Source organism: Nitrospina watsonii (assembly GCF_946900835.1).
GTDB lineage: Bacteria > Nitrospinota > Nitrospinia > Nitrospinales > Nitrospinaceae > Nitrospina > Nitrospina watsonii.
Genome location: NZ_OX336137.1, coordinates 1,581,922 through 1,602,158, shown reverse-complemented (window position 1 = coordinate 1,602,158; position 20,237 = coordinate 1,581,922). Strand labels below are relative to the sequence as shown.

The 20,237-nt window shown below is 54.7% G+C and carries 20 protein-coding genes and 1 tRNA gene; 16 read left to right on the top strand and 5 right to left on the bottom strand.

Annotated elements, in window-relative coordinates; all coding sequences use genetic code 11:
- The first annotated feature begins 24 nt into the window (after positions 1-24).
- The 7 genes from QML71_RS07435 to QML71_RS07405 all read left to right on the top strand — a co-directional run bounded on the left by QML71_RS07435 (position 25) and on the right by QML71_RS07405 (position 7,135).
- A complete protein-coding gene (locus QML71_RS07435) occupies positions 25-648 on the top strand; it encodes a hypothetical protein (RefSeq protein ID WP_282011289.1) in 624 nt (207 codons plus the stop codon).
- Positions 649-707: 59 nt separating this feature from the next.
- Entirely contained in the window at positions 708-1,379 is a 672-nt protein-coding gene (gene ftsE, locus QML71_RS07430) for a cell division ATP-binding protein FtsE (protein WP_282011288.1), read from the top strand.
- The gene (gene ftsX / locus QML71_RS07425) at positions 1,376-2,281 is read left to right on the top strand and encodes a permease-like cell division protein FtsX (protein WP_282011287.1); all 906 of its coding nucleotides are present in this window, start codon (positions 1,376-1,378) and stop codon (positions 2,279-2,281) included. Before ftsE ends, ftsX begins: the two co-directional genes overlap by 4 nt.
- Positions 2,278-3,471 carry a murein hydrolase activator EnvC family protein gene (locus tag QML71_RS07420; protein WP_282011286.1) on the top strand — a complete coding sequence of 398 codons (1,194 nt, stop codon included), beginning with the start codon at positions 2,278-2,280 and terminating at the stop codon, positions 3,469-3,471. Before ftsX ends, QML71_RS07420 begins: the two co-directional genes overlap by 4 nt.
- Positions 3,472-3,586: 115 nt before the next feature.
- Positions 3,587-4,990 (top strand): S41 family peptidase, encoded by a 1,404-nt coding sequence (locus tag QML71_RS07415; RefSeq protein ID WP_282011285.1) that lies wholly within the window; start codon positions 3,587-3,589, stop codon positions 4,988-4,990.
- A gap of 113 nt (positions 4,991-5,103) precedes the next feature.
- The gene (gene tsaD, locus QML71_RS07410; RefSeq protein WP_282011284.1) at positions 5,104-6,114 is read left to right on the top strand and encodes a tRNA (adenosine(37)-N6)-threonylcarbamoyltransferase complex transferase subunit TsaD; all 1,011 of its coding nucleotides are present in this window, start codon (positions 5,104-5,106) and stop codon (positions 6,112-6,114) included.
- Entirely contained in the window at positions 6,095-7,135 is a 1,041-nt protein-coding gene (locus QML71_RS07405; protein WP_282011283.1) for an NAD-dependent epimerase/dehydratase family protein, read from the top strand. Before tsaD ends, QML71_RS07405 begins: the two co-directional genes overlap by 20 nt.
- Here the strand turns inward: QML71_RS07405 and QML71_RS07400 are convergent.
- The 3 genes from QML71_RS07400 to QML71_RS07390 are packed head-to-tail and all read right to left on the bottom strand — an operon-like array spanning position 7,132 to position 9,907.
- On the bottom strand, positions 7,132-8,118 hold the full coding sequence (locus QML71_RS07400; protein ID WP_282011282.1) for a S1 family peptidase: 987 nt from the start codon (positions 8,116-8,118) through the stop codon (positions 7,132-7,134). The genes QML71_RS07405 and QML71_RS07400 overlap by 4 nt on opposite strands.
- Before the next feature lie 11 nt (positions 8,119-8,129).
- Positions 8,130-8,885 carry a nickel pincer cofactor biosynthesis protein LarB gene (larB, locus tag QML71_RS07395; RefSeq protein WP_282011281.1) on the bottom strand — a complete coding sequence of 252 codons (756 nt, stop codon included), beginning with the start codon at positions 8,883-8,885 and terminating at the stop codon, positions 8,130-8,132.
- The gene (locus QML71_RS07390; protein WP_282011280.1) at positions 8,882-9,907 is read right to left on the bottom strand and encodes an NAD(P)H-dependent glycerol-3-phosphate dehydrogenase; all 1,026 of its coding nucleotides are present in this window, start codon (positions 9,905-9,907) and stop codon (positions 8,882-8,884) included. The genes larB and QML71_RS07390 overlap by 4 nt, the downstream gene beginning before the upstream one ends.
- Positions 9,908-10,095: 188 nt before the next feature.
- On the opposite strand from QML71_RS07390, the gene QML71_RS07385 reads away from it, so the two are divergent.
- Genes QML71_RS07385 through QML71_RS07370 form a run of 4 tightly spaced genes read left to right on the top strand, consistent with a single transcriptional unit; the run spans position 10,096 to position 12,319 of the window.
- Positions 10,096-10,782 carry a tetratricopeptide repeat protein gene (locus QML71_RS07385; protein ID WP_282011279.1) on the top strand — a complete coding sequence of 229 codons (687 nt, stop codon included), beginning with the start codon at positions 10,096-10,098 and terminating at the stop codon, positions 10,780-10,782.
- A 17-nt stretch (positions 10,783-10,799) separates the two neighbouring features.
- On the top strand, positions 10,800-11,882 hold the full coding sequence (locus QML71_RS07380) for a M48 family metallopeptidase (protein ID WP_282011278.1): 1,083 nt from the start codon (positions 10,800-10,802) through the stop codon (positions 11,880-11,882).
- Positions 11,883-11,889: 7 nt separating this feature from the next.
- Complete coding sequence (locus QML71_RS07375; RefSeq protein ID WP_282011277.1) at positions 11,890-12,093, top strand: SH3 domain-containing protein; 204 nt, start codon at positions 11,890-11,892, stop codon at positions 12,091-12,093.
- Positions 12,094-12,130: 37 nt separating this feature from the next.
- On the top strand, positions 12,131-12,319 hold the full coding sequence (locus tag QML71_RS07370) for a hypothetical protein (protein ID WP_282011276.1): 189 nt from the start codon (positions 12,131-12,133) through the stop codon (positions 12,317-12,319).
- Between the two features lie 105 nt (positions 12,320-12,424).
- On the opposite strand, the gene QML71_RS07365 is transcribed toward QML71_RS07370, so the two are convergent.
- Positions 12,425-14,689: an aconitate hydratase gene (locus QML71_RS07365; protein WP_371832117.1), complete on the bottom strand. Its 2,265-nt coding sequence runs from the start codon at positions 14,687-14,689 to the stop codon at positions 12,425-12,427.
- Between the two features lie 239 nt (positions 14,690-14,928).
- Here QML71_RS07365 and QML71_RS07360 point away from each other — a divergent pair, with 239 nt between their 5' ends.
- Both QML71_RS07360 and QML71_RS07355 read left to right on the top strand, forming a co-directional pair.
- Positions 14,929-15,690 carry an alpha/beta hydrolase gene (locus tag QML71_RS07360; RefSeq protein WP_282011274.1) on the top strand — a complete coding sequence of 254 codons (762 nt, stop codon included), beginning with the start codon at positions 14,929-14,931 and terminating at the stop codon, positions 15,688-15,690.
- Between the two features lie 69 nt (positions 15,691-15,759).
- Positions 15,760-16,965: a leucine-rich repeat domain-containing protein gene (locus tag QML71_RS07355; protein ID WP_282011273.1), complete on the top strand. Its 1,206-nt coding sequence runs from the start codon at positions 15,760-15,762 to the stop codon at positions 16,963-16,965.
- Positions 16,966-17,535: 570 nt separating this feature from the next.
- Here the strand turns inward: QML71_RS07355 and QML71_RS07350 are convergent.
- Positions 17,536-18,075 (bottom strand): hypothetical protein, encoded by a 540-nt coding sequence (locus tag QML71_RS07350; protein WP_282011272.1) that lies wholly within the window; start codon positions 18,073-18,075, stop codon positions 17,536-17,538.
- Between the two features lie 180 nt (positions 18,076-18,255).
- Here QML71_RS07350 and QML71_RS07345 point away from each other — a divergent pair, with 180 nt between their 5' ends.
- The 3 genes from QML71_RS07345 to QML71_RS07335 all read left to right on the top strand — a co-directional run bounded on the left by QML71_RS07345 (position 18,256) and on the right by QML71_RS07335 (position 20,189).
- The gene (locus QML71_RS07345) at positions 18,256-19,623 is read left to right on the top strand and encodes an MBL fold metallo-hydrolase (RefSeq protein ID WP_282011271.1); all 1,368 of its coding nucleotides are present in this window, start codon (positions 18,256-18,258) and stop codon (positions 19,621-19,623) included.
- Between the two features lie 77 nt (positions 19,624-19,700).
- Positions 19,701-19,777 (top strand) — tRNA-Met (locus tag QML71_RS07340).
- 91 nt (positions 19,778-19,868) lie between these two features.
- A complete protein-coding gene (locus QML71_RS07335; protein WP_282011270.1) occupies positions 19,869-20,189 on the top strand; it encodes a hypothetical protein in 321 nt (106 codons plus the stop codon).
- Positions 20,190-20,237 lie beyond the last annotated feature (48 nt).

Genomic DNA, 20,237 nt, shown 5'->3' with positions numbered 1-20,237 from the left:
CGTTCAAATTTTTCAGGTTCAGGAATGGCAGACGACAAACATTTTGCATTCAAGAAACACCAGATCGAAGCCTATCTCAAGAAGGAATACCAGAAGCATTTCGGCCGATCCGGACGCATCTCCATCCGCAAGCGCCAGCGCTTCATGGATCGGGTCACGCAAAAAGTCGCCCGTAAATTCGGCAAAGATGTGTTGTGCCTGGTGGATTTCAACAAGCATGGATTCGTGACCCTGGTCTCCCCCTCTCACAGTGAATCCACCGACAAGGGCAAGCTCTATAAATCGTTCACGCATCCGCAGTTGGCGTACACCACCCATTGCATCGACCGGTTCAGCGAACGCACGCAAACCACAGAGAACTGCATCATCACCCTCGACGGCTACCTCGAAGAGGGATTGCTGACTTTCGGCCACCACGAAGGTTATCTGGTGAGCTCAGCCGGCGTGTTCGCCTACGAAATTGATGACGGGCGTCTGATTATAAAAACCTTTATCAATCTGGATTTGCTTTCCGATACGCAGGTCCGGGAGTTTTACGGTCATGATGTGCTGGCCTTGATGGCGACCGGCGAATACATTTCCGAGGATTCCATGGACAGCGATATCATTCTCGCGGACGAATTGCCGCAATCCACTCCCAAAATGTAAAGCCCACCCGGTTCCTCTCCGGGGCTGGAACTTTTTTGTATGGTTCGGACCGTTAACGCATGATTCAACTGTACAACGTATATAAAACCTACGAGGGAAACACTCCCGCCCTGTTCGATATTTCCATGGTCATCAAGAAGGGGGCGTTCGTGTTTCTGAGCGGACCCAGCGGCGCGGGCAAATCCACGTTGCTCAAAATCCTGTTCCGCTGGGAGCGGCACGATCAGGGGCAGGTGCTGGTCAACGGCATGAACATCGGCAAGTTCAAGGAGAGCATGCTGTACCTGTTGCGGCGCAACATCGGCGTGGTGTTTCAGGACTACAAGCTGCTCGCCGGGAAAACCATTTTTGAGAATGTGGCGTTTGCGCTGGAAATCACCAGCAACACGCCGCGCCGGGCCATCCGCTCCAGAGCATGGGAAGCGTTGAAGAACGTCGGCCTGTCGCACCGCAAGGACGCGTATCCCCTGCAATTGTCCGGCGGCGAGCAGCAGCGGGTGGCCATCGCCCGGGCGCTGGTCAACGAACCGAAGATCCTGCTGGCGGATGAGCCGACGGGAAATCTCGACCCCGACATTTCGCGGGAGATCCTCAAGCTGTTCGAGCAGGCCAACCGCGCCGGGACGACCGTGGTGTTCGCCACGCACAATCAGGATATGTTGGACAGCGGCAATCACTCGGTCATCACCTTGAACCGGGGACGCATTGCGGACGCACGGGTGTTGACGTGAGCTTCCTGATCCGAAGTTTCAGAGCGGCGATTTCCAACATCAAATCCAACAAGCAAACCTGCCTGGCCTCGGTGGGCTCGATCACCGTTGCCCTCTCCATTTTCAGCCTGTTCATCTTCATCTACGTCAATCTCAATTCCCTGCTGACATCGTGGAGCAACCAGGTCCAGTTGATCGTCTATCTGGAAGACCGTGTCAGCGCCGATCAGAAAGCCAAACTGGAAACATTCATCGAGGCCAGCCCGGAAGTTAAGGGGGTTGAGTATGTCTCCCGCGATCAGGCTTGGAAAACATTCAAGGACATGTTTTCCGATCACGCGGAGTTTCTCGGGCAGATGGACATGAACCCGCTTCCGGCGTCCTACAACATCCAGTTTCAGCCCTTGGACCACCAGTTTCAGGCCATCAAGATGTTTGCGGAACGAGTGCGGCTCAAGGCGGGAGTGGAGTCGGTGGAATACGGCGAAAAATGGATCGGACGTTTCGAAACGTTCATGATTTTCATGAAGGTGTTTCTGATTGCGCTGGGCACCCTGCTCAGCCTGGGAGCGCTGCTCATCATTTCCAATACCATCAAGCTGTCGGTGTTTTCGCGCAAGGAAGAAATCGAGTTGATGCTCCTCATCGGCGCCACGCCACGCTTCATCAAGTTTCCGTATCTCATGGAGGGCGTGATGCACGGTATTCTGGGGGCTGTCCTGTCTCTGGCTCTGGTCAAGGGACTTCAGGTCTTTCTGACACTCAATTTCCAGGGGTCGCTGGCCGCCATCACCCGGGGCATGGAGTTTCATTTTCTGACGCTGGAGTTCATCGGCAGTATTTTTTTGTGCAGCACCGTTCTTGGATGGGTGGGCAGTTACATTTCCGTCAACCAGTTCCTGAAAATGTTTGGTAGCAAATGACCGGTTCGCAATCACATTCCGTCTGGGCAACGCTGGCGTTCCTTCTTGTGGCAGTGGGATGGAGCGCGCCGGCCTTATCCAAGGACAAGCCTGGCAGCCAGGTTGAAAATCTGCTGGAACAGGAAAAAAGCGAGCTCGATCAACTCCGCCGGAAAATCGAACAGCAAAACCAGGAACTCTCCCAGATCGGCCAGGAAGAAACGCGCATACTCAAAACCCTGCGCCATCTGGAAGACCGGATGAAATTACGTGAGCGGGAATTGAAAATTTATCAGTACAACATCCAGGTCAACGAGCGGCAGGTCCGGCAGGCCAGGGATGCGATTCAGGAACATCAGGAAAAGCTCGATCGATACAAACTGGTTTTGAAAGACCGCCTGCGCCAGATTTACAAGAATGGCGACATGTACCTGGTCAAAATTTTATTTTCGTCCGATACCTTCAATCAACTCCTCACCCGTCTCAAGTACATGGAGAATGTCATGGCCTACGACGCCACCATTTTTCAGGATTATATGGAGCAGATGGAAAAGCTGGAGTATGAGACCGTCCGGCTTGAAAAAAGTCAGAAATCGCTGTTGCAGTTGCAAGAGGAAGCGTTGAAGAAAAAACAGGAATTGGAAGGGGAGGCCGGCAACAAATCCCAATTTCTGAAAAAAATCAAAACCAAAAAGAATTTCGCCCTGCAATCCCGGCGGGAACTGGTCAAGGCGTCGGAAGGTTTGAATGACCTGATCGGGCGCTTGCAGGAAAAACTGATTCTCAAACAGGGCCTCAGCCTGGCCGACATGAAAGGCCGCCTCCAATACCCGGTCCAGGGAAAACGGCTGAACCGTTTCGGCAAAAAGTGGGACGAGCGGTTCGACACTTACATCGTGTACAACGGCATCAATCTGAAGGTGAAAACGGGCACTCCGGTGCGCGCCATTTTTTACGGAAAAGTTTTGTACACCGGATTTCTGGAAGGTTATGGCAATCTCGTCATTCTGGGCCACGGCAACAATTACCACTCCCTGTATGGGCACCTCGATGCGATTCAGATTAAAAAAGGGCAGGTCGTGGAGGAGGGCAAAGTGATTGGCCTGTCGGGCAATTCCGGTTCGCTGGTGGGCGACGCCCTGTATTTTGAATTGCGGCACAAAGGCAAGCCCATCAAGCCGTCTCCCTGGTTCCGGGTGGCCGGGAAATGACATTTGGGGATGTTTATTGAGTCTTGATTTGGTTATAATTGTCTGGAAACAGCGTTTCACTTTTTTGTGGAGAGTGACATTGAGTTTTTTATTCGAAAGATGGACCCCCGGAATATTGAAAGGAAGCCTGGTCTTCGCTCTGGTTTTGGCCTGGACCCTGATTTCAAATAGCGCCCCCCTGACCGTCCAGACTGCCTGGGCTGTAGAAACGGAAGTCAGCGAAGAAAGTTTCGTCAATCCCGAAAGCTACGACAAGCTGAAGGTGTTTTCGGAAATCCTGGCGCTGCTGGAATCCAATTACGTGGAGATGGTCGATCCGCAGCGGTTGATCGAAGGCGCCATTCAGGGCATGTTGAAGACCCTGGACCCGCACACCTCCTACCTGCCGCCGGATTCCTTCAAGCAGATGAAGGTGGACACCTCGGGCAAATTCGGTGGATTGGGCATTGAGATCACCGTGCGCAACGGCATCCTGACCGTCGTCTCTCCGATCGACGGCACGCCGGCATCCAAGGCCGGCATCAAGGCCGGTGATAAGATCATCAAGATTGAAGATGAATCGACGCTGGACCTCAACCTGACCGATGCGGTCAATCTGTTGCGCGGCGAGCGCGGCTCGGATGTGAACATCACGATTTTCCGCAAGGGCATGGAAAAACCCAAGGTCGTGACACTCACCCGCGATATCATCAAGGTGCAAAGCGTCAAGAAGCGGGTGTATCAGGAAAACATCGGCTACATCAAAATCCGCAATTTCACCAAAACCACCAGCCAGGACCTCGACCGCTTTCTCAACGACTTTGAAGAGAAGCGCGTGCAGAAATTGATTTTGGACCTGCGCGGCAATCCGGGCGGTCTGTTGAACCAGGCCGTGGCCGTGGCGGACCGGTTTCTCGACAAGGAAAATCTGATCGTGTACACGCAGGGTCGAAGCGATGAACAGAACATGCGCTTCACCACTCACGAAAACCGCAAGCATTTCCGCTATCCCATGATCATCCTCGTCAACGGCGGCAGCGCCAGTGCTTCGGAGATCGTCGCCGGAGCGTTGCAGGACATGGGCCGGGCGGTGATCCTCGGCACGCAGACGTTCGGCAAAGGCTCGGTGCAGACCATCATCCCGCTGAGCGATGGATCGGCGCTGCGCCTCACCACGGCGCGTTACTACACGCCGAGCGGCCGGGTGATCCAGGAAAATGGCATCACGCCGGACATCATAATTGAAGAAGAGACCACTCAGTTGAATGAGGAATCGAAGGAGAAAACCGAGGCGGAAAAGGAAAAAGATGAAATCCGCCGGTTTCTTCGAGAGAAGGACCTCAAGCAACACCTGAAGGGCAAACGGAGCATCGAAGGCACCGAGCAGCAGGAGCCGACGGAAGCCGAGAAGGCCGAACAGGAAGAGTTGATGGCCGCTCTTGAGGAACTGGATAATGACGTCCAGCTGCGGGAGGCCGTATCGCTGCTGCAAGGCTGGTCGGTCATGAACAAAGTGTTCAAGACTGAAAAAACCAACTGAGTTGTTCCTGCTGCAGCGTTCACACAATCATTGAGGCCGGATACGGGATGTCCGTTTCCGGCCTTTGATTTTTAAATCGCGGTTGCCCCGCAAACCGCGCATCGGGATCCCACATGCTGACACTGGGCATTGAAACCTCCTGTGACGAAACCGCCGCCGCCGTTCTGGAAGACGGCGTGAACCTGCGATCGAACGTCATCGCTTCGCAGCACGACATCCATTCGAAATATGGTGGCATCGTGCCCGAACTGGCCGGGCGCAGCCATATCGATAAAATCCATTTCATCATTCGGGAAGCGCTGCAACAGGCGGAGGTGAGCCTGGATGAAATCGATCTCATTGCCGTCACGCAGGGGCCGGGGCTGGTCGGGTCGCTGCTGGTCGGGTTGAATACAGCCAAAGGACTGGCCTATGCCACGCAAAAACCGATGATCGGCGTCAACCATCTGGAAGGGCATCTGCTCGCCATCTTCCTGCAGGAACCGGTGGAGTTTCCGTTCGTGGGACTGATCGTTTCCGGCGGACACACCGACCTGTACCGGGTCAACGGCTTCGGCGATTACCAGGTGTTGGGGCGCAGCCGCGACGACGCCGCCGGCGAATCGTTCGACAAAGTCGCGAAGATGCTGGGCTGGGGCTACCCCGGCGGACCCATTGTGGAAGCGCGGGCCCGCGAGGGCGACGCCAATGCGCACGCGTTCCCCCGTGCCTGGCTGGAAAAAGGGTCGCTTGATTTCAGTTTCAGCGGACTCAAAACCGCCGTGCGTACGGCGATTGCCAAACGCGGGGGGAGCCACGGCAAGGGGTTGAGCGACGCCGACATCGCCGCCGGGTTCCAGGATGCGGTGGTGGAGGTGTTGATCACCAAGGCGCTCATGGCCTGCGAGCAGCAGGGCTTGAAACGGCTGGTGCTGACCGGCGGGGTGGCGGCAAACGGCTACCTCAGGCAACGTCTTCGGGAGGCGGCACAGCCGCGCAATGTCACCTGCCATGTGCCGAAACCCATTCTGTGTACGGACAACGCCGCCATGATCGCCTGCGCCGGGTATTTCCGATTCCAGCATGCGCCGCCGGAGGCGTCCGAGCTGTTGCGGCTGGATGCGCATGCCAACTTCACCGTTTGAATCCCACCGCATGAATATCCTTGTGACAGGAGGCAGCGGCTTTCTGGGCGGCCATATCGCCCGCCGCCTGCACGCGCTGGGGCACCAGGTCACCGCCCTCGGCCGCCGCTCTCATCCTGACTTGTCCCCAGGCATCGATTTTATCAAAGCCGATCTCGGTGACCGCGAGGCGGTGATCTCTGCCTGCCGCGGTCGCGACGCCGTGTTCCATGCCGGAGCGTTGACCGGAATCTGGGGACCGCGTGACGTGTTCCACCGCACCAATGTCGAGGGCACGGATCACGTGATTGCCGGATGCCTCGAACACGGTGCCGGTCAACTGATTTATACGAGTTCCCCCAGCGTCGTCTATGACCGGCGCGACCTTGAGAACGGCAATGAAAGCCTGCCTTATGCGCGCCGCTTTTTGTGCGATTACCCACGCACCAAGGCGATGGCCGAACGGCGTGTGCTGGCCGCCAATGGCCGGGGTGGATTGCAGACGCTGGTTCTGCGGCCCCATCTCATCTGGGGGCCGGGCGATCCGCACCTGGTGCCGCGCATCATCGAGCGGGCGCGTCAGGGCAAGCTGGTGCGGGTGGGCGAGGGCGTCAACCGCGTCGATATCATCTACATCGATAACGCCGTCGAAGGCCATGTGCAGGCCTTGGAAGTCCTCAAACAACCGGACAACAGGGTGGCGGGTCAGGTGTATTTTCTGAGCGACGGCGAGCCGGTGGTGCTTTGGGACTGGATCAACGCTCTGCTGAAGGCGGTGGACGTGCCGCCGGTGACGCGGTCGATTTCCTATCAGAATGGGAAACGTCTGGGGGCCGTGCTGGAGGCGGTGCACAGGATGTTTGGCCTGGCGGGCGAGCCGCGCATGACGCGGTTTCTGGCCAGTCAACTGGCGACCTCCCACTACTTCGATATTTCCAAAGCGCGGCGGGAGTTGAACTACAGGCCGGTGGTGGAGCCGCAGGAAGGGCTCAGGCGGCTGGTCCAGTGGTGGAAGGCGCGCCCGATAAAAAGTTTTGATTAAGTAGTTCGGAAACCACCACTGGGCAAGTTAGTAAAGTCAAGTGGTGTTCCATTCTGAAGATTACCTTGGTCACTTGGAAAAAGCTTAATCCATTCATTCTTAGGTGTTCCGATTCCATATCCAAGACAGTCAAGTTTCTCTGCATCTAAAGCGGAAATTGAAGTTTGGACGAGAATGCCCACCACGTAACCCTGGTGATTTATTATTGGACCACCGCTATTTCCGCCTTTAACACGCGCATTAAGTAAGATGTATCTTTGCTTATTTAAATAAGATTGACTTGATGCTGTAATTCTTCCAGATGAGGCTTTCAACTCAGAGTTTATGCTTGCTAAGTCTGCTAAGAGCATTGATTCAAAACCTGGTATAGGTGGGTAACCTAAACATAGCACTTCATCTAATATGGCACCATCCTTACATCTTAAGAAGGGAGTATTTTTCAATGGTTGTTCTGTTGTGATAATGCCAACATCTAAAGAAGGATCCTTTGAGACAATAATACTTCGTACTCGTATTGGTCTTCCATCCTCATCATCTATAATTATTCGGGGCAGGTTTTCAATAACGTGTCGCGCAGTCACTAAGGTCGAATGATTGCCAAGTAAAAAACATGTTCCAATATCTTCTTGGTTATTATTTTTTGTGACAATTACAGGACGCACGGATTTATAAAATTTCTCGCGAACGTAAGGAAAGCCATAAGCTACGAAATCATACTCACCGTAAGTTGCACGACGTTCATCAAAATATGGGGCAATGTAACTACGGCCAAGGATAGGATGAGAATGGTTGCTATTGCATTCAGTAAGGTATCCAGCGTGCACGAGTCTTGCACAAATACGAAAGACTTCTTGTAAATCAAGAGTTTGATACCACCCCGGCTTGACTTTAGAGAATTGTTCAATAGTACCAGGGGTTTGTCCAGATGCATTTCCAGAGAAATCTCTATAAAAAAACCTCATTATTTCTGTGGGAAGCCCCATAATCACAAATTTTAGCCTCCCATCATATTGATGCGGTGCGCCAGGCAGGCGGCGCCAAACCCGTTATCGATGTTGACCGCGCCGACACCGGTGGAGCAACTGTTGAGCATGGTGAGGAGCGCCGCCACGCCGCCGAAGGACGCGCCATAACCGACGCTGGTTGGCACGCCGATCACCGGACAATCCACCAGCCCGCCGACCACGCTCAACAACGCGCCATCCATCCCCGCAACCACCACGATCACCCGTGCCTTGCGCAGGCGATCAATTTTATCCAGGATGCGGTGAATGCCCGCGACGCCGACATCGACGATTTTCTCCACATTGCTGCCCAGCAGGTCGGCGGTGGCCATTGCTTCCTCCGCCACAGGGAGGTCCGAGGTGCCGGCGGTGACGATGAGGATCTGGCCGAACCGTTTCTTCTTCGCATTCTTCTGGATGGTCAGGACCCGCCCTTCAGCGTTGTACACCGCCTTGGCCGGCAGATCCTTTTTCATTTTTCGATAGCTGTCGGCTGCCAGCCGCGTGGCCAGGATGTCGCAGCCCGCCTTCAGTTGCTTTTTGATGATGCCGGAAATCTGCGCGGGGGTTTTGCCTTCGCAATAGATCACCTCGGCCATGCCATTGCGCAGGGGGCGGTGATGGTCCACATGCGCGAAGCCCAGGTCCTCGAAGGGCAGGGTCCGCAGTTGTTCGAGCACCGTGTCGGGCCGGACTTTCTGTGTGTACAGATCGTTCAGCAGTTTGTGCAGTTGCAGTGGATTCATTGCAAGCCCTTAATGCCGGAAAACTCGGAACCGATCTCGACCGTCATCAAATCCTGCAGTGCGGCCTGCGGTGATTTGCCATGGTGCAGCATCTGGTAGGTTTCCTCGATGATCGATGCCTGAATATCCAGTTTCTCTTTCAGTTTGTACGCCGATACAACCGTGTGCACGCCTTCGGCGACCATTTTCATGTTGCTGGTGATGGAGTGCAGGGTTTCACCTTGGGCCAGTTTCCAGCCGACGCTGCGGTTGCGGCTCAAGTCTCCGGTGCAGGTGAGAACCAGGTCGCCCATACCGGACAGCCCGGCAAACGTTTCCGGACGCGCGCCCAGTGCTGCGCCGATGCGGGTGATCTCCACCAATCCGCGGGTGATGAGCGCGGCGCGGGTGTTGAGCCCCAGGCCCAGCCCATCGGAGATACCGGTAGCGATGGCGATCACGTTCTTGAGTGCGCCCCCCAACTCCACCCCCAACAGGTCGTTGCTGGTGAACACTTTCAGGTACGGACTGTCGAACAGGTGTTTGACCTGCAGCGCCGTGGCTTCGTCCTGAGAGGCCGCGACGATGGCGGACGGGGTCTTGCGTGCGATTTCGGCGGCGAAGGTGGGACCCGACAGCGAAGCCAGTGGATGCGGCCGGTCCAGTTCCTCTTGCAGAATCTGGTGGATGAAACGCAGGGTGTCGTCTTCGATGCCCTTGCTGGCGTTGATGATGAGGCACCCCGGCTTGATCAGGGATTTGAACCGCTTGACCGTGGCGCGCAGCACATGCGTCGGCACCACCAGCAGCAACTGGTCTTTCCCCGTCACCACTTCTTCGAAACGGGTGGAAGGACGGATGTTTTCAGGGAGCGGGATGTCCGGGAGGAAAAACGTGTTCTGTCGTTGTCCTTGCATGGTCTCGCACAAATCCGGTTCGTGCACCCACAGGTCCACCTGCCAGCCCTGGTCTGCCAAAAGCAGGGACAGGGCGGTGCCCCAGCTTCCTGCTCCCACCACTCCAATGTGTTTTGATTCCGGCATGCCGTCCTTATCCGTTCAATTTGCAGGATGCCGCTACGGGCGCGTGCCCCGCGGACAAACGTTTTAAATATAACATTTTATCTCAAAATGGTTGGGGAAATTGGGCTTGTGCGCAAAATTTCTTTATGCTTAAATTATGACTCTGCCGTTTTCATTCACCCTGCCATCTGGTTTGATCGCTAAATTCTATGACTCAGGAACACAAGCTCACCAAAAAAGAACTCAAAGGACCTGATTCCTTTCAACGATTCAGCGCCGGTCTGGTTGCGTTCATGGACGCCAACCGGAACCTGCTTTTCGCCGTCGCCGGTTTGGGCGCGGTGGTCCTGGCCGGGTCCTGGTTCTGGGCCGACCGGCAGGAGCAGCAGGCCGAGGGGATGGAAAAACTGTATTTTCAAATGGAAAAACTGCAACAGCGGCAGCAGGAGAACCCGGAACAGGAGGTCACCGGGGAGATGCAAAAACTCCTGCCCCGGTTCGTGGAAGGACCGCAGAAATTACGCGCCCGGTTGCTGTTGGCGGAGGTCTATTATGAAAACGGAAACCATGACCGCTCTATCGAAATGTATGCCGAAGTGAGCACTCTGGCGAAACCTGGCACGCTCAATCACGTTCTCGCTCAAAAAGGTCTGGCCTACAACCACGAGACGAAAAAGGACTTCAAGAAAGCGGTGGAAATTTACAAATCTATTATAGACAGTTCCACAAATTTCCCGCTATTCTATATCTACCTGGGTTTGGCGCGCAGTTACGAAGCGTTGAGTGACCCGGACAACGCAAAGTTGATTTTAAGAGAAATGCAAACCAAGTTTTCAAGCCACCCCGAGTTGGAAACAGTGAATCGGAAGCTGAAGCAACTTGAGGCATCGGCTTAAACCTTCCGGCTGAGGGTATGTCCCCACCGTTCAAAAATAGATTCTGTTTGCGCATCTTGCCTGTTTGTCTGTTCGTGCTGTCACTGTTTTGCCTGGCTCCCGCTGGCCCCGCTTTCGCCGTCCCTTTCATCGATAAAGAAACCGAGATCAGCATGGGGCAAAAGGCCGATGTGCAGGTGGTCGCCCAATACGGTTTGTACCAGGATAAAGAGCTTCAGCTTTATGTGAACGAGTTGGGGCAGAAACTGGTGGGCAATCTGTCCAATCCTGAATTCAGCCGTTACTTTTTCAAGGTTGTGGACAGTGCGGAGATCAACGCGTTCGCGTTGCCCGGCGGTTATATTTATGTTACCCGCGGCATTCTGGCCATGATCAACAGCGAGGCGGAACTGGCCGGTGTGCTCGGTCACGAGATCGGACACGTCACCCAGCACCATGGCGCCAAGCAGGTGATCCGTTCCATCGGCGCCCAGATCTTGTCGATCGGCGGGGCCATCGCCAGTCCCAAAAACGCCGGCGAATGGTTGATGGTGAGCACGCAACTGTTCAACACCATCAACCTGGGCTATGGCCGCGAGGCGGAGCTGGAATCGGATGCGCATGGCCTGATGATCGCGCAGAAATCGGGATACCATCCAAAAGCAATGGTGGATTTTTTGAGCAACCTGCGCCAGCAGGAAATTCTCACCGGGCAGGTGTACCACAGCTTTCAGGCGACGCATCCAGAAACCAAGGAGCGCATCATCAAGGCCGGAACGCTTTCGCAATCCATCTACAATCGCAATAAAGGGACGCTGAAAGACAACCGCGAAGGTTATCTGAAAAAAATTCAGGGTATGGAATACGGCGGGTCTTCCCACAAGGGAGATCGCCGCGACTACGACAAGGAATACATCGATATTTACAAAGTCAAACCGGGAGATACCTTCCAAAGCATCGCCGTCAAGGAGTTGGAGGACGAAAAAAAAGATTGGGATATTGCCATTTTGAACGGGCGGCGCATGGATTCGAAACCGGTCCCCGGGGAGTACCTCAAGCTGGTAAGAAAAGGAGTTCCCGCAAGTCGGAAAATTCTTGAGTTGAAACCGGAAAAGTTTTGACCTTTTAATGGAAAGTAGTATTGTACTGGAAAAAGCCTGCACCGTTCACCTCAAGGAAAAAGGTGAAGTCTGCAACCGCTTGAACCGGGGTACCCGGGTCCAAATTCTGCAAACCCACGGCGACTGGATGAAAATCACCTGGCGCAACGGGAAGAAAAAAGGGTGGATTGAAATTCCCCGAAATGCGGACTCCGGGCCGGGCAACTCATAAAAATAACTTTTCTTACTGGGAGTATCGTGGGGCTTTTATGAGTAGTCCAAATGTGGAAGACCTGGATGATGAAGAATTGTTACTGTTGTATGAAAGCACGAAGAAATTGCTGGACGCAAGGTCCAAAGAAGAGAATGCTTCCAACAACAAAAAAGTGTTTTTGCAGGGCAAGCTCCAGAGCATTGAAGATGAATTGAAAGTGCGGAGCCTGTGGGAAGCGGATTGACTTTTCTTTTTTACACGGCCTGTTGAACGGCAAATAAAAAACCCGGACCCTTCGAAAAGGGTCCGGGTTCTTTTTTGCCCGGTACTCAGGGTTTTGAAACCCGCCTCAGCTGGCTGCCTTCTGGCTGCCGACATAGTTCAAGGCCGACCCGGCGTAGAACCACTGGAGTTCTCCCTCGTTCATCGAGTGGGTCACTTTGATCTTGTCGGTCGAGCCGTCTTCATGGGTCAATACCAGAGTGACCGGCTCGTAGGGTTTCAGTTTGTCCAGACCTTCGATGGCAATGCTGTCCTTCTGCTGAATCTTGTCGTAGTCAGCCTTGTCGTCAAAGGTGAAGGGCAGGACACCCTGTTTTTTCAGATTGGCTTCAAAGATGCGGGCGTAGGATTTGGCGATGATCGCCCGGCACCCCATGTGGCGGGGTTCCATGGCGGCGTGTTCGCGGCTGGAGCCCTCGCCGATATTCTCATCGGCGACAGCCACCCATCCAATGCCTTTATCCTTATACTCGCGGGCGATTTTGTTGAGCTCGTCCACCTGGCCCGTCACCACATTGTTGCCTTTCCCCGTTTCTCCATGGAACGCGTTCTCCGCGCCGAGGAACAGGTTGTTGCTGATGTTGTCCAGATGACCGCGGAACTTGAGCCACGGGCCGGCCTGTGAAATGTGGTCGGTCGTGCATTTGCCCGCCGCCTTGAACAGCACCTTGAGGTCCTTATAATCCGCAACCGGATCGTGCTTCGGAAACGGCTCCAGAAACGCCAGGCGCTCGCTCTTGGGGTCGATGAGGACCTCGCCGGAGTTGGTCGGCGCCAGGTACCCGCTGTCCTTGGACGCGTAACCCTGATCCGGATAGACGTCGCCTTCCGGCGGCTGGAATTTGAAATCCTTGCCGTCCGGCGTTTTCAGCGTATCCGTCATCGGGTTGAATTCCAACGTGCCGCCGAACGCCATGGCGACGACGATCTCCGGGCTGCTGATGAAGCTCAGCGTCTCGGCATTGCCGTCGTTCCGTTTTGCAAAGTTGCGGTTGTAAGAACTGATGATGCTGTTCTTGTCGCCTTTCTGGATGTCATCCCGTTTCCACTGCCCGATGCACGGTCCGCAGGCATTGGCCAGAACCGTGGCGCCGACATCCTCGAAGTCCTTCATGATGCCGTCGCGGGTGATGGTCTGGAAAATGCGCTCCGAACCGGGGGTGACGAGGAACTGCGACTTGACCTTGAGGCCGGCTTTCTTGGCCTGACGTGCCAGGCTGACGGAACGGGTGAGGTCCTCGTAGCTGGAGTTGGTGCAGGAACCGATCAACGCCGCCGACAAACCGCGCGGGTAATCGTTCTTCTCTGCATCCGCCTTCATCTGGGCAACCGTGCGGCCGAGGTCCGGCGTGTGCGGTCCCACGATGTGCGGTTCCAGTTCCGACAGGTTGATTTCGTAAATCTCGTCGTAGTATTTTTCCGGATTCTTCTCGACGTCGGCATCCGAAACCAGATGTTCCTTGTACTTCTTGCACAGGTCCGCCACCGCATCGCGCTCGGTTTTGCGCATGTACACGTCCATGTTGTCGTCGTACGCGAAGATGGAGGTGGTGGCGCCGAGTTCCGCGCCCATGTTGGTGACCGTGCCTTTGCTGGTGGCGCTGAGTGAGCGTGCGCCCTCGCCAAAGTACTCGATGATCTTGTTGGTGCCGCCTTTTGCGGTCAGCATGGTGGCGACCTTCAAAATGATGTCCTTGGAGGCCGTCCAGCCGCTCAGCTTGCCGGTCAGCTTGATGCCCACGAATTTCGGCATGCGGGTCATGAAACGCTGACCGGTCATCACATCCACCGCATCCGCGCCGCCGACGCCGATGGCGATCATGCCCATACCGCCGGCATTTGGGGTGTGGGAGTCGGTGCCGATCATCAGCGTGCCGGGGCAGCTGTAGTTTTCATACACCACCTGGTGAATGATGCCGGAGCCAGGCTTCCAAAAGCCCATCCCGTATTTCATGGATGAAGAGCGGAGAAAATCGTATACCTCCTTGTTGACGTTTTCAGCTTCCTTCAAGTCCGTCTCAGATCCGGTGTGCGCCTGAATCAGGTGGTCGCAGTGAACGGTCGTAGGAACCGCCACTTCCGGAATCTTAGCCGACATGAACTGAAGGATTGCCATCTGGGCCGTGGCGTCCTGCATTGCAACACGGTCCGCATCCAGGAAAATATCCGATTTGCCCCGCTCCAGCTTTGAAAAATCCGTGGCCGGGTCCATGTGCGAAAAAAGAATTTTTTCGACTATCGTCAAATCGCGACCCAGGTTTTTACGGGCGGCGTCAAGAGCCTTACCCATGGATTCAAAGCGTTTTTCGATAGGTGCCGGATCCATTAACATTGAAATGCTCCTTAGTTTAAAAAAACAGTTAATCGGTGTTATAGTAGGCCCTCGCTTCGGGTTGCCATGATCTGGCTTCAGGAGGGAGTACTTGAAACTCGAGGAGTCTCGACTGGAACGGTAAATTCTGCCATGATTGAAATAAAAATTCAACTCCCTTAAATCCTGATTTTTCCCGGCGAAAGCCTGATTTGCAAGGCGGGCGCGGGGGAGGGACGCCTGTTTTTTTGCGGAGACCCATGACTTCCATTTTTGACACGCCACAATTCAACGAAAATCTGTTTTTTCCGCGCCCGGACTCCGGGGAGGCGCCGAAGGGGGCTGAGGACCTGTTTGTGACGGTGGAAGCACCGATGAAGGTCCATGTGCGACTGCATTCGCACCCCGATGCCCGCTTCAGCCTGTTGTTTTTTCACGGTAACGGCGAAATTGCCGCCGACTACGACAACCTCGCCGAGGCGTATCACCAGATTGGGGCTGATTTTCTGGTCTGCGATTACCGGGGGTATGGCAAAAGCGACGGCAAGCCCACCTTGCGCAGCACCCTGGCGGACGCACACGCCATTTACAATATGTTGAAGGCGGAGGGCAAATTGCGACCGACGGTGTGTGTGATGGGACGCTCCCTGGGCAGCGCTCCGGCTATCGAGCTCTGCGCTGAGTACCCGGAAATCAAGGCCTGCGTCATTGAGAGCGGTTACGCCGATCCCATTCCGCTGGTAGAGCGGCGCGGCCTGAAGGTGGACAACATCACCCCGGAAGAGGGTGCACTGTTCAATAACAGCAAGAAAATCGAACGCGTCAAATGTCCGGTTTTGATCATGCACGGCGAGGACGACGTGTTGATCTACCCGCACGAGGCCAAGCTGAATTACGACCGGGCCGGCAGCAAGGACAAGGCACTGCAAATTTTGCCGGGGGTGGGGCACAATGATATCCTCATGGCCCCGGATTACGGCTACTTCAAATGCCTGTTTGGTTTTTTCGAACAGATGGTTTGATCCACGAACCGGGTTGAGGTGCGGTACAATAAGCTGACCTGAAACAATCCGTTTTTCACTTAAGGAACCATGTCCGTCACCAAAAAGTTTTACAACATCGAAGGCCTCATTCGTAACGGCTTCAAACTGAGCCGGGATATGGCGACGCTGGACTTCAATTTCACCAGGCTGGGGGACGCCGGGGTTGCGGCTCTGGCCAAATCCCGCTCGGTCCGCCAATTGCGCCGGTTGATCATTCCCGGCCAAAAACTGACGGCTGAAAGCGGCAAGGCCATCGCCGAATCGGAGAATCTCAGCAACCTGCAATACCTGAAGCTGTACAAAAACAGCCTGGGGGATGAGGGCTGCAAACACCTTTCTCAATCGCGCAACATGGAAAACCTGCGGTCGCTGCGGCTGGCCTGGAACGCCATCGGTGCCCAAGGCGCCAAACATCTGAGTGAGTCGAAAAACATGCAGCAGCTCACCAGCCTGGTGCTCGCGGAAAACCCGATCGGCGACGAGGGCATTCGCTACATCGCGGAAAGCAAAAATTTCCCCAATCTCGAACAGCTGGACCTGAAGAAAACGGAAGTCACCGATGCGGGAGCGCTGGCGCTGGCGGAAAGCGAGAATTTCATCAACCTGCAACGCCTGGACCTGAGCGCCAACAAGCTGACCCAGAAAGGCAAAGACGCAATCAAGGTTTTCCTGACGCTGAACCTGCTGCGCAAGCGCCTGAGCGAAGACGGGGAAACTCTGGATCTCAGCAAACTCAACCTCGCCGACGTGGAAGCCAAAGTCATTTCCGAGTTCGAAGGCTGCAAAAACCTGAAGAAGTTGTACCTGGAAATCAATCACATCACCGCCTTGGGCGCGGGTTACCTGGCGGCCTCTCCTTACCTCAAAAACCTCACCCTGTTGTCGCTCGACCACAATCATATCGATGACGAAGGGCTGATACAGATTGTGGGATCGGAAAACTTTGCCAATTTGGAAATTCTGATGGTGGAGCACAACGGCATCACCAATGAAGGCTTGCAGGCGATTGCCGAATCCGAATTCATGGCCAATCTGGTGCGCCTGTATCTGGATGACAACCCGTACAATGAAGAAGGCCTCGACTTTTTGCGGGAATCGGAATTCATGGAAAATCTGGAGTACCCGGTTCTGGAACTCGAAGAGGAAGAAGAAGAGGAAGAGGAGGAGGAGGAGGAAGAATTCGAAGACGTCGAGGCCGAAGACGAGGACGACGAGGAAGAAGACCTCGACGAGGACGAAGAGTACGCCACCTAACCCCATTGCATGGGGAGGCAGAGGGGTACTGCATTGTGGGCGAACGATGGTTTCCCAGCCCAATTCAAAATTTCACGTCGTCTGCTGCGGGCCACGCCCGCCCATTGCATGGGGAGGCAGAGGGGTAATACGCGGCAAGCGAACGATGGTCTGCGAGCCCAATTCAAAATTTCACGTCGTCTGCTGCGGGCCACGCCCGCCCATTGCATGGGGAGGCAGAGGGATAATACGCGGCAAGCGAACGATGGTCTGCGAGCCCAATTCAAAATTTCACGTCGTCTGCTGCGGGCCACGCCCGCCCATTGCATGGGGAGGCAGAGGGGTAATACGCGGCAAGCGAACGATGGTCGGGGCCCCCGGGTTAGAAGAAAAGTTTCCTGCCTTTGGCTCAATCCAAAATCATAGATTCTTCGCTGACGCTCAGAATGACAATTCCGATCTCAACCTGTCATTCTGAGGAGCCGCAGGTGACGAAGAATCTATGTTTTAATTATTATTGGACCAAAATTGAGCCCGCCAACCATCACCCAGGTGACAACGCAGTAGCCAACCTGCCGTGGGCCTTGCCCACTACCAGGAAGTTGTCCAGAGTTCCCGGGATGACCGCATCTTGAAAACATTGGTCACTTTTTCAGTGAACTCGGCCGTGGTGTAGGCCTTGTTGTAGTCGTTGGCTTCAAACCGGAATGGATTCCAGGAGAGCACCAGCCGTTCGATGAACATTTCATCCAGCGGCACCTGGGTGATCTTGCGGATGAGACCGGTCTCCGAATCGACCAGCACGGCGGCCATGCTGACGTCGTCCTTGGCATACAGCGCTTCGCAGAATCCGGGCGCTTCTTTTTCGTTGTCGCAGGGGTTGCAGGGGGTTTCGAGAATCCAGTCTTCGCTGCCGATAGCAAAGATGGGAATGGCCGGGAACTCGCTTTCCGTGATCAGCTTGGCGCGCCACTTGCCGCACCAGGCCTCAACCTGCTCCTCGGTGGGATTGGGGAACGCGCCGACCAGCAACATGTCGCCGTTGGCGGAAACGGACAGGCCGCCGCCGCTGCCCTGAACTTGTACGGGGCAGGGTTTGCCCTCTTCGAATCGAATGGTGTCTTGTGTCATGGTGTCCCGAGTCTGAAATAGATGAATTGCCGAATGGCATTTTAATTTTCTGAATCCCTCTACACTATGTCAAGGCCAAAGCGCACTCTCAAGGGGGAAATAGCCTTGTAATAAAAAAAGCCTTCCGGTATCCTGATTTGTGAGGAGAGGGCCTGCGTACTTCCAGCGTGGTTCGGTATCATGAAAACGACCCTGATCGACCATGCCTGTTTGTGGGTGGAAGCAGAAAACACCACGCTTCTGTCGGACCCCTGCCTGTTCGACATCCACTTCGAAGACCTCAACTACTACTACCCTAAGGTTGAAATCTACCGCGAGAAGTTAGCGCAACCCGACGTCCTCTACCTGTCGCACCGCCACCAGGACCATTTTGACATCCGCACGCTTGCGTATCTACCCAAGGACCTCAAGGTGCTGTGCCCGCAGGACCCCGTGATGCTCGAGTGCCTCAAGGAGTTGGGCTACACTCAGGTGACTGTGGTGGAAAATTTCGAGATGTACACGGTGAAAGACCTGAAGCTGATTCCCACGCCATCCCTCTCTCAAGATTATTATCCTGAGCATGGCTTGATCATGCAGGACGGGGACGTGAGCACTTGGAACCAGGTGGACACCATCGTCTCCCCTCAAATCATCGAATGCATCCGCCGCATCTGCGGGCGCGTTGACCTTGCGCACTTGCGGTTTCAACCGCTGCTGGAACAGAACTTCACGTTTCATAAACCCTGTGTCCTGCCGTTCGAGGAGTACAGCTCGTTTCTGAAAGTGGCGAAAGCGTTGTCGCCTGGGTGTGCCGTTCCGGGCTCGGCGGGCGAACGCTTCTTCGGCCGGTTCGAGTTTTTAAACCATTTTGTGTTTCCCACCACCCAGGAGCAGTTTTTGTCGGACCTCAACGAATTTGCGCCGGAAATTCTGAACCATCCGTTTTATCCCGGAGACATCGCGGAAATCATGCCGCAAGGGGTGGTGTTCCACACCAATCAATCCGAGGTCGCCCGCCTCATCGAGGCCGACGATCGTGTCACGGCCTTCAATCCGCTGTTTGAAGTGCCGCGCATCCGCACCTTGACCGAAGACGCCGAAAAGCGGATCGAGGAAAAAAGGGCTGTCGAAAAATTTCTACTGCAGCAATTTGTCCCGCGTCTGAAAAGGCTGGAGGTGATGACGGCCTGGACTCACTGGAAAGTGGGATATCGGCTGGAAGTTTTCGGGAATGAGGAGTCGGACGTGTGGAGCATCGATTTCAGCAAACCCCTCACCATTCAAAAAGGCTACATGGGGCGCTTCACCTTGTACGAAGGGATTGCCTGTTCCGAGTTGTTCCGGCTGATCCAGGGAACCACGAATTGGGATTTCGTGGGGGCCTCCGGCCAGTACCGTACCTTCCATAACATATACCGGGTGGTGGAGAATAGATTTGAGTATTATCCCCAGGAAAAGAAGTTCCCTCAACCCCTCATGGAGGTGTTTCCTGCCGACCGGGCCATGGACCGGGAAAAATATTTGAAGGACGTTCACCGCTGGAAGGGGCAATTTAAAGGCTTGTGATGAGTTGGCATAAGTGTTGACAGGGTAGGGGCAAAAAAGTAAACTGCTTTCCTTCTAAAGCTTTAAAATACATATAAGGCGGTGTAGCTCAGCTGGTTAGAGCATACGGCTCATATCCGTAGCGTCCGGGGTTCAAGTCCCTGCACCGCCACCAAAATAGAAAAGGCCCGGGGGAACGTCCCCCGGGCCTTTTTGTTATACAGGTTCAAAGGGTATCGATAAGCTGCACTTTATTAGAACCGGAGTTGGTTGTAGTACTGGTCATCGCAATTCAACGTGCAGGCCGTTCGTTGTTCCTTGCAACGGAATTGCTTGGTCGGATTGTCCCCCGCGGAACTCATACAGGATTCAAAGGTCTGTTGGCACTTGTCCAGACAGGGCTCAAGGCTCTGAAGCAGGAGGTGGCGATGCAGAGCGCCGGCATGGGTTCCCACGGTTTCGACGTTCAGGGCATCATCAATCATCCGATTCAGAGTGGTGTCGATGGTCGGTTGATTTTTTTCGGAGTTTGGAGTGATGGATGGTCCGGCAAAAGCGAGATTGAATGTGATAAGAACGAGGCCTAAGATGATGCCGGATGCGATACATTTTTTCATTGTGACCCTCCATAACCT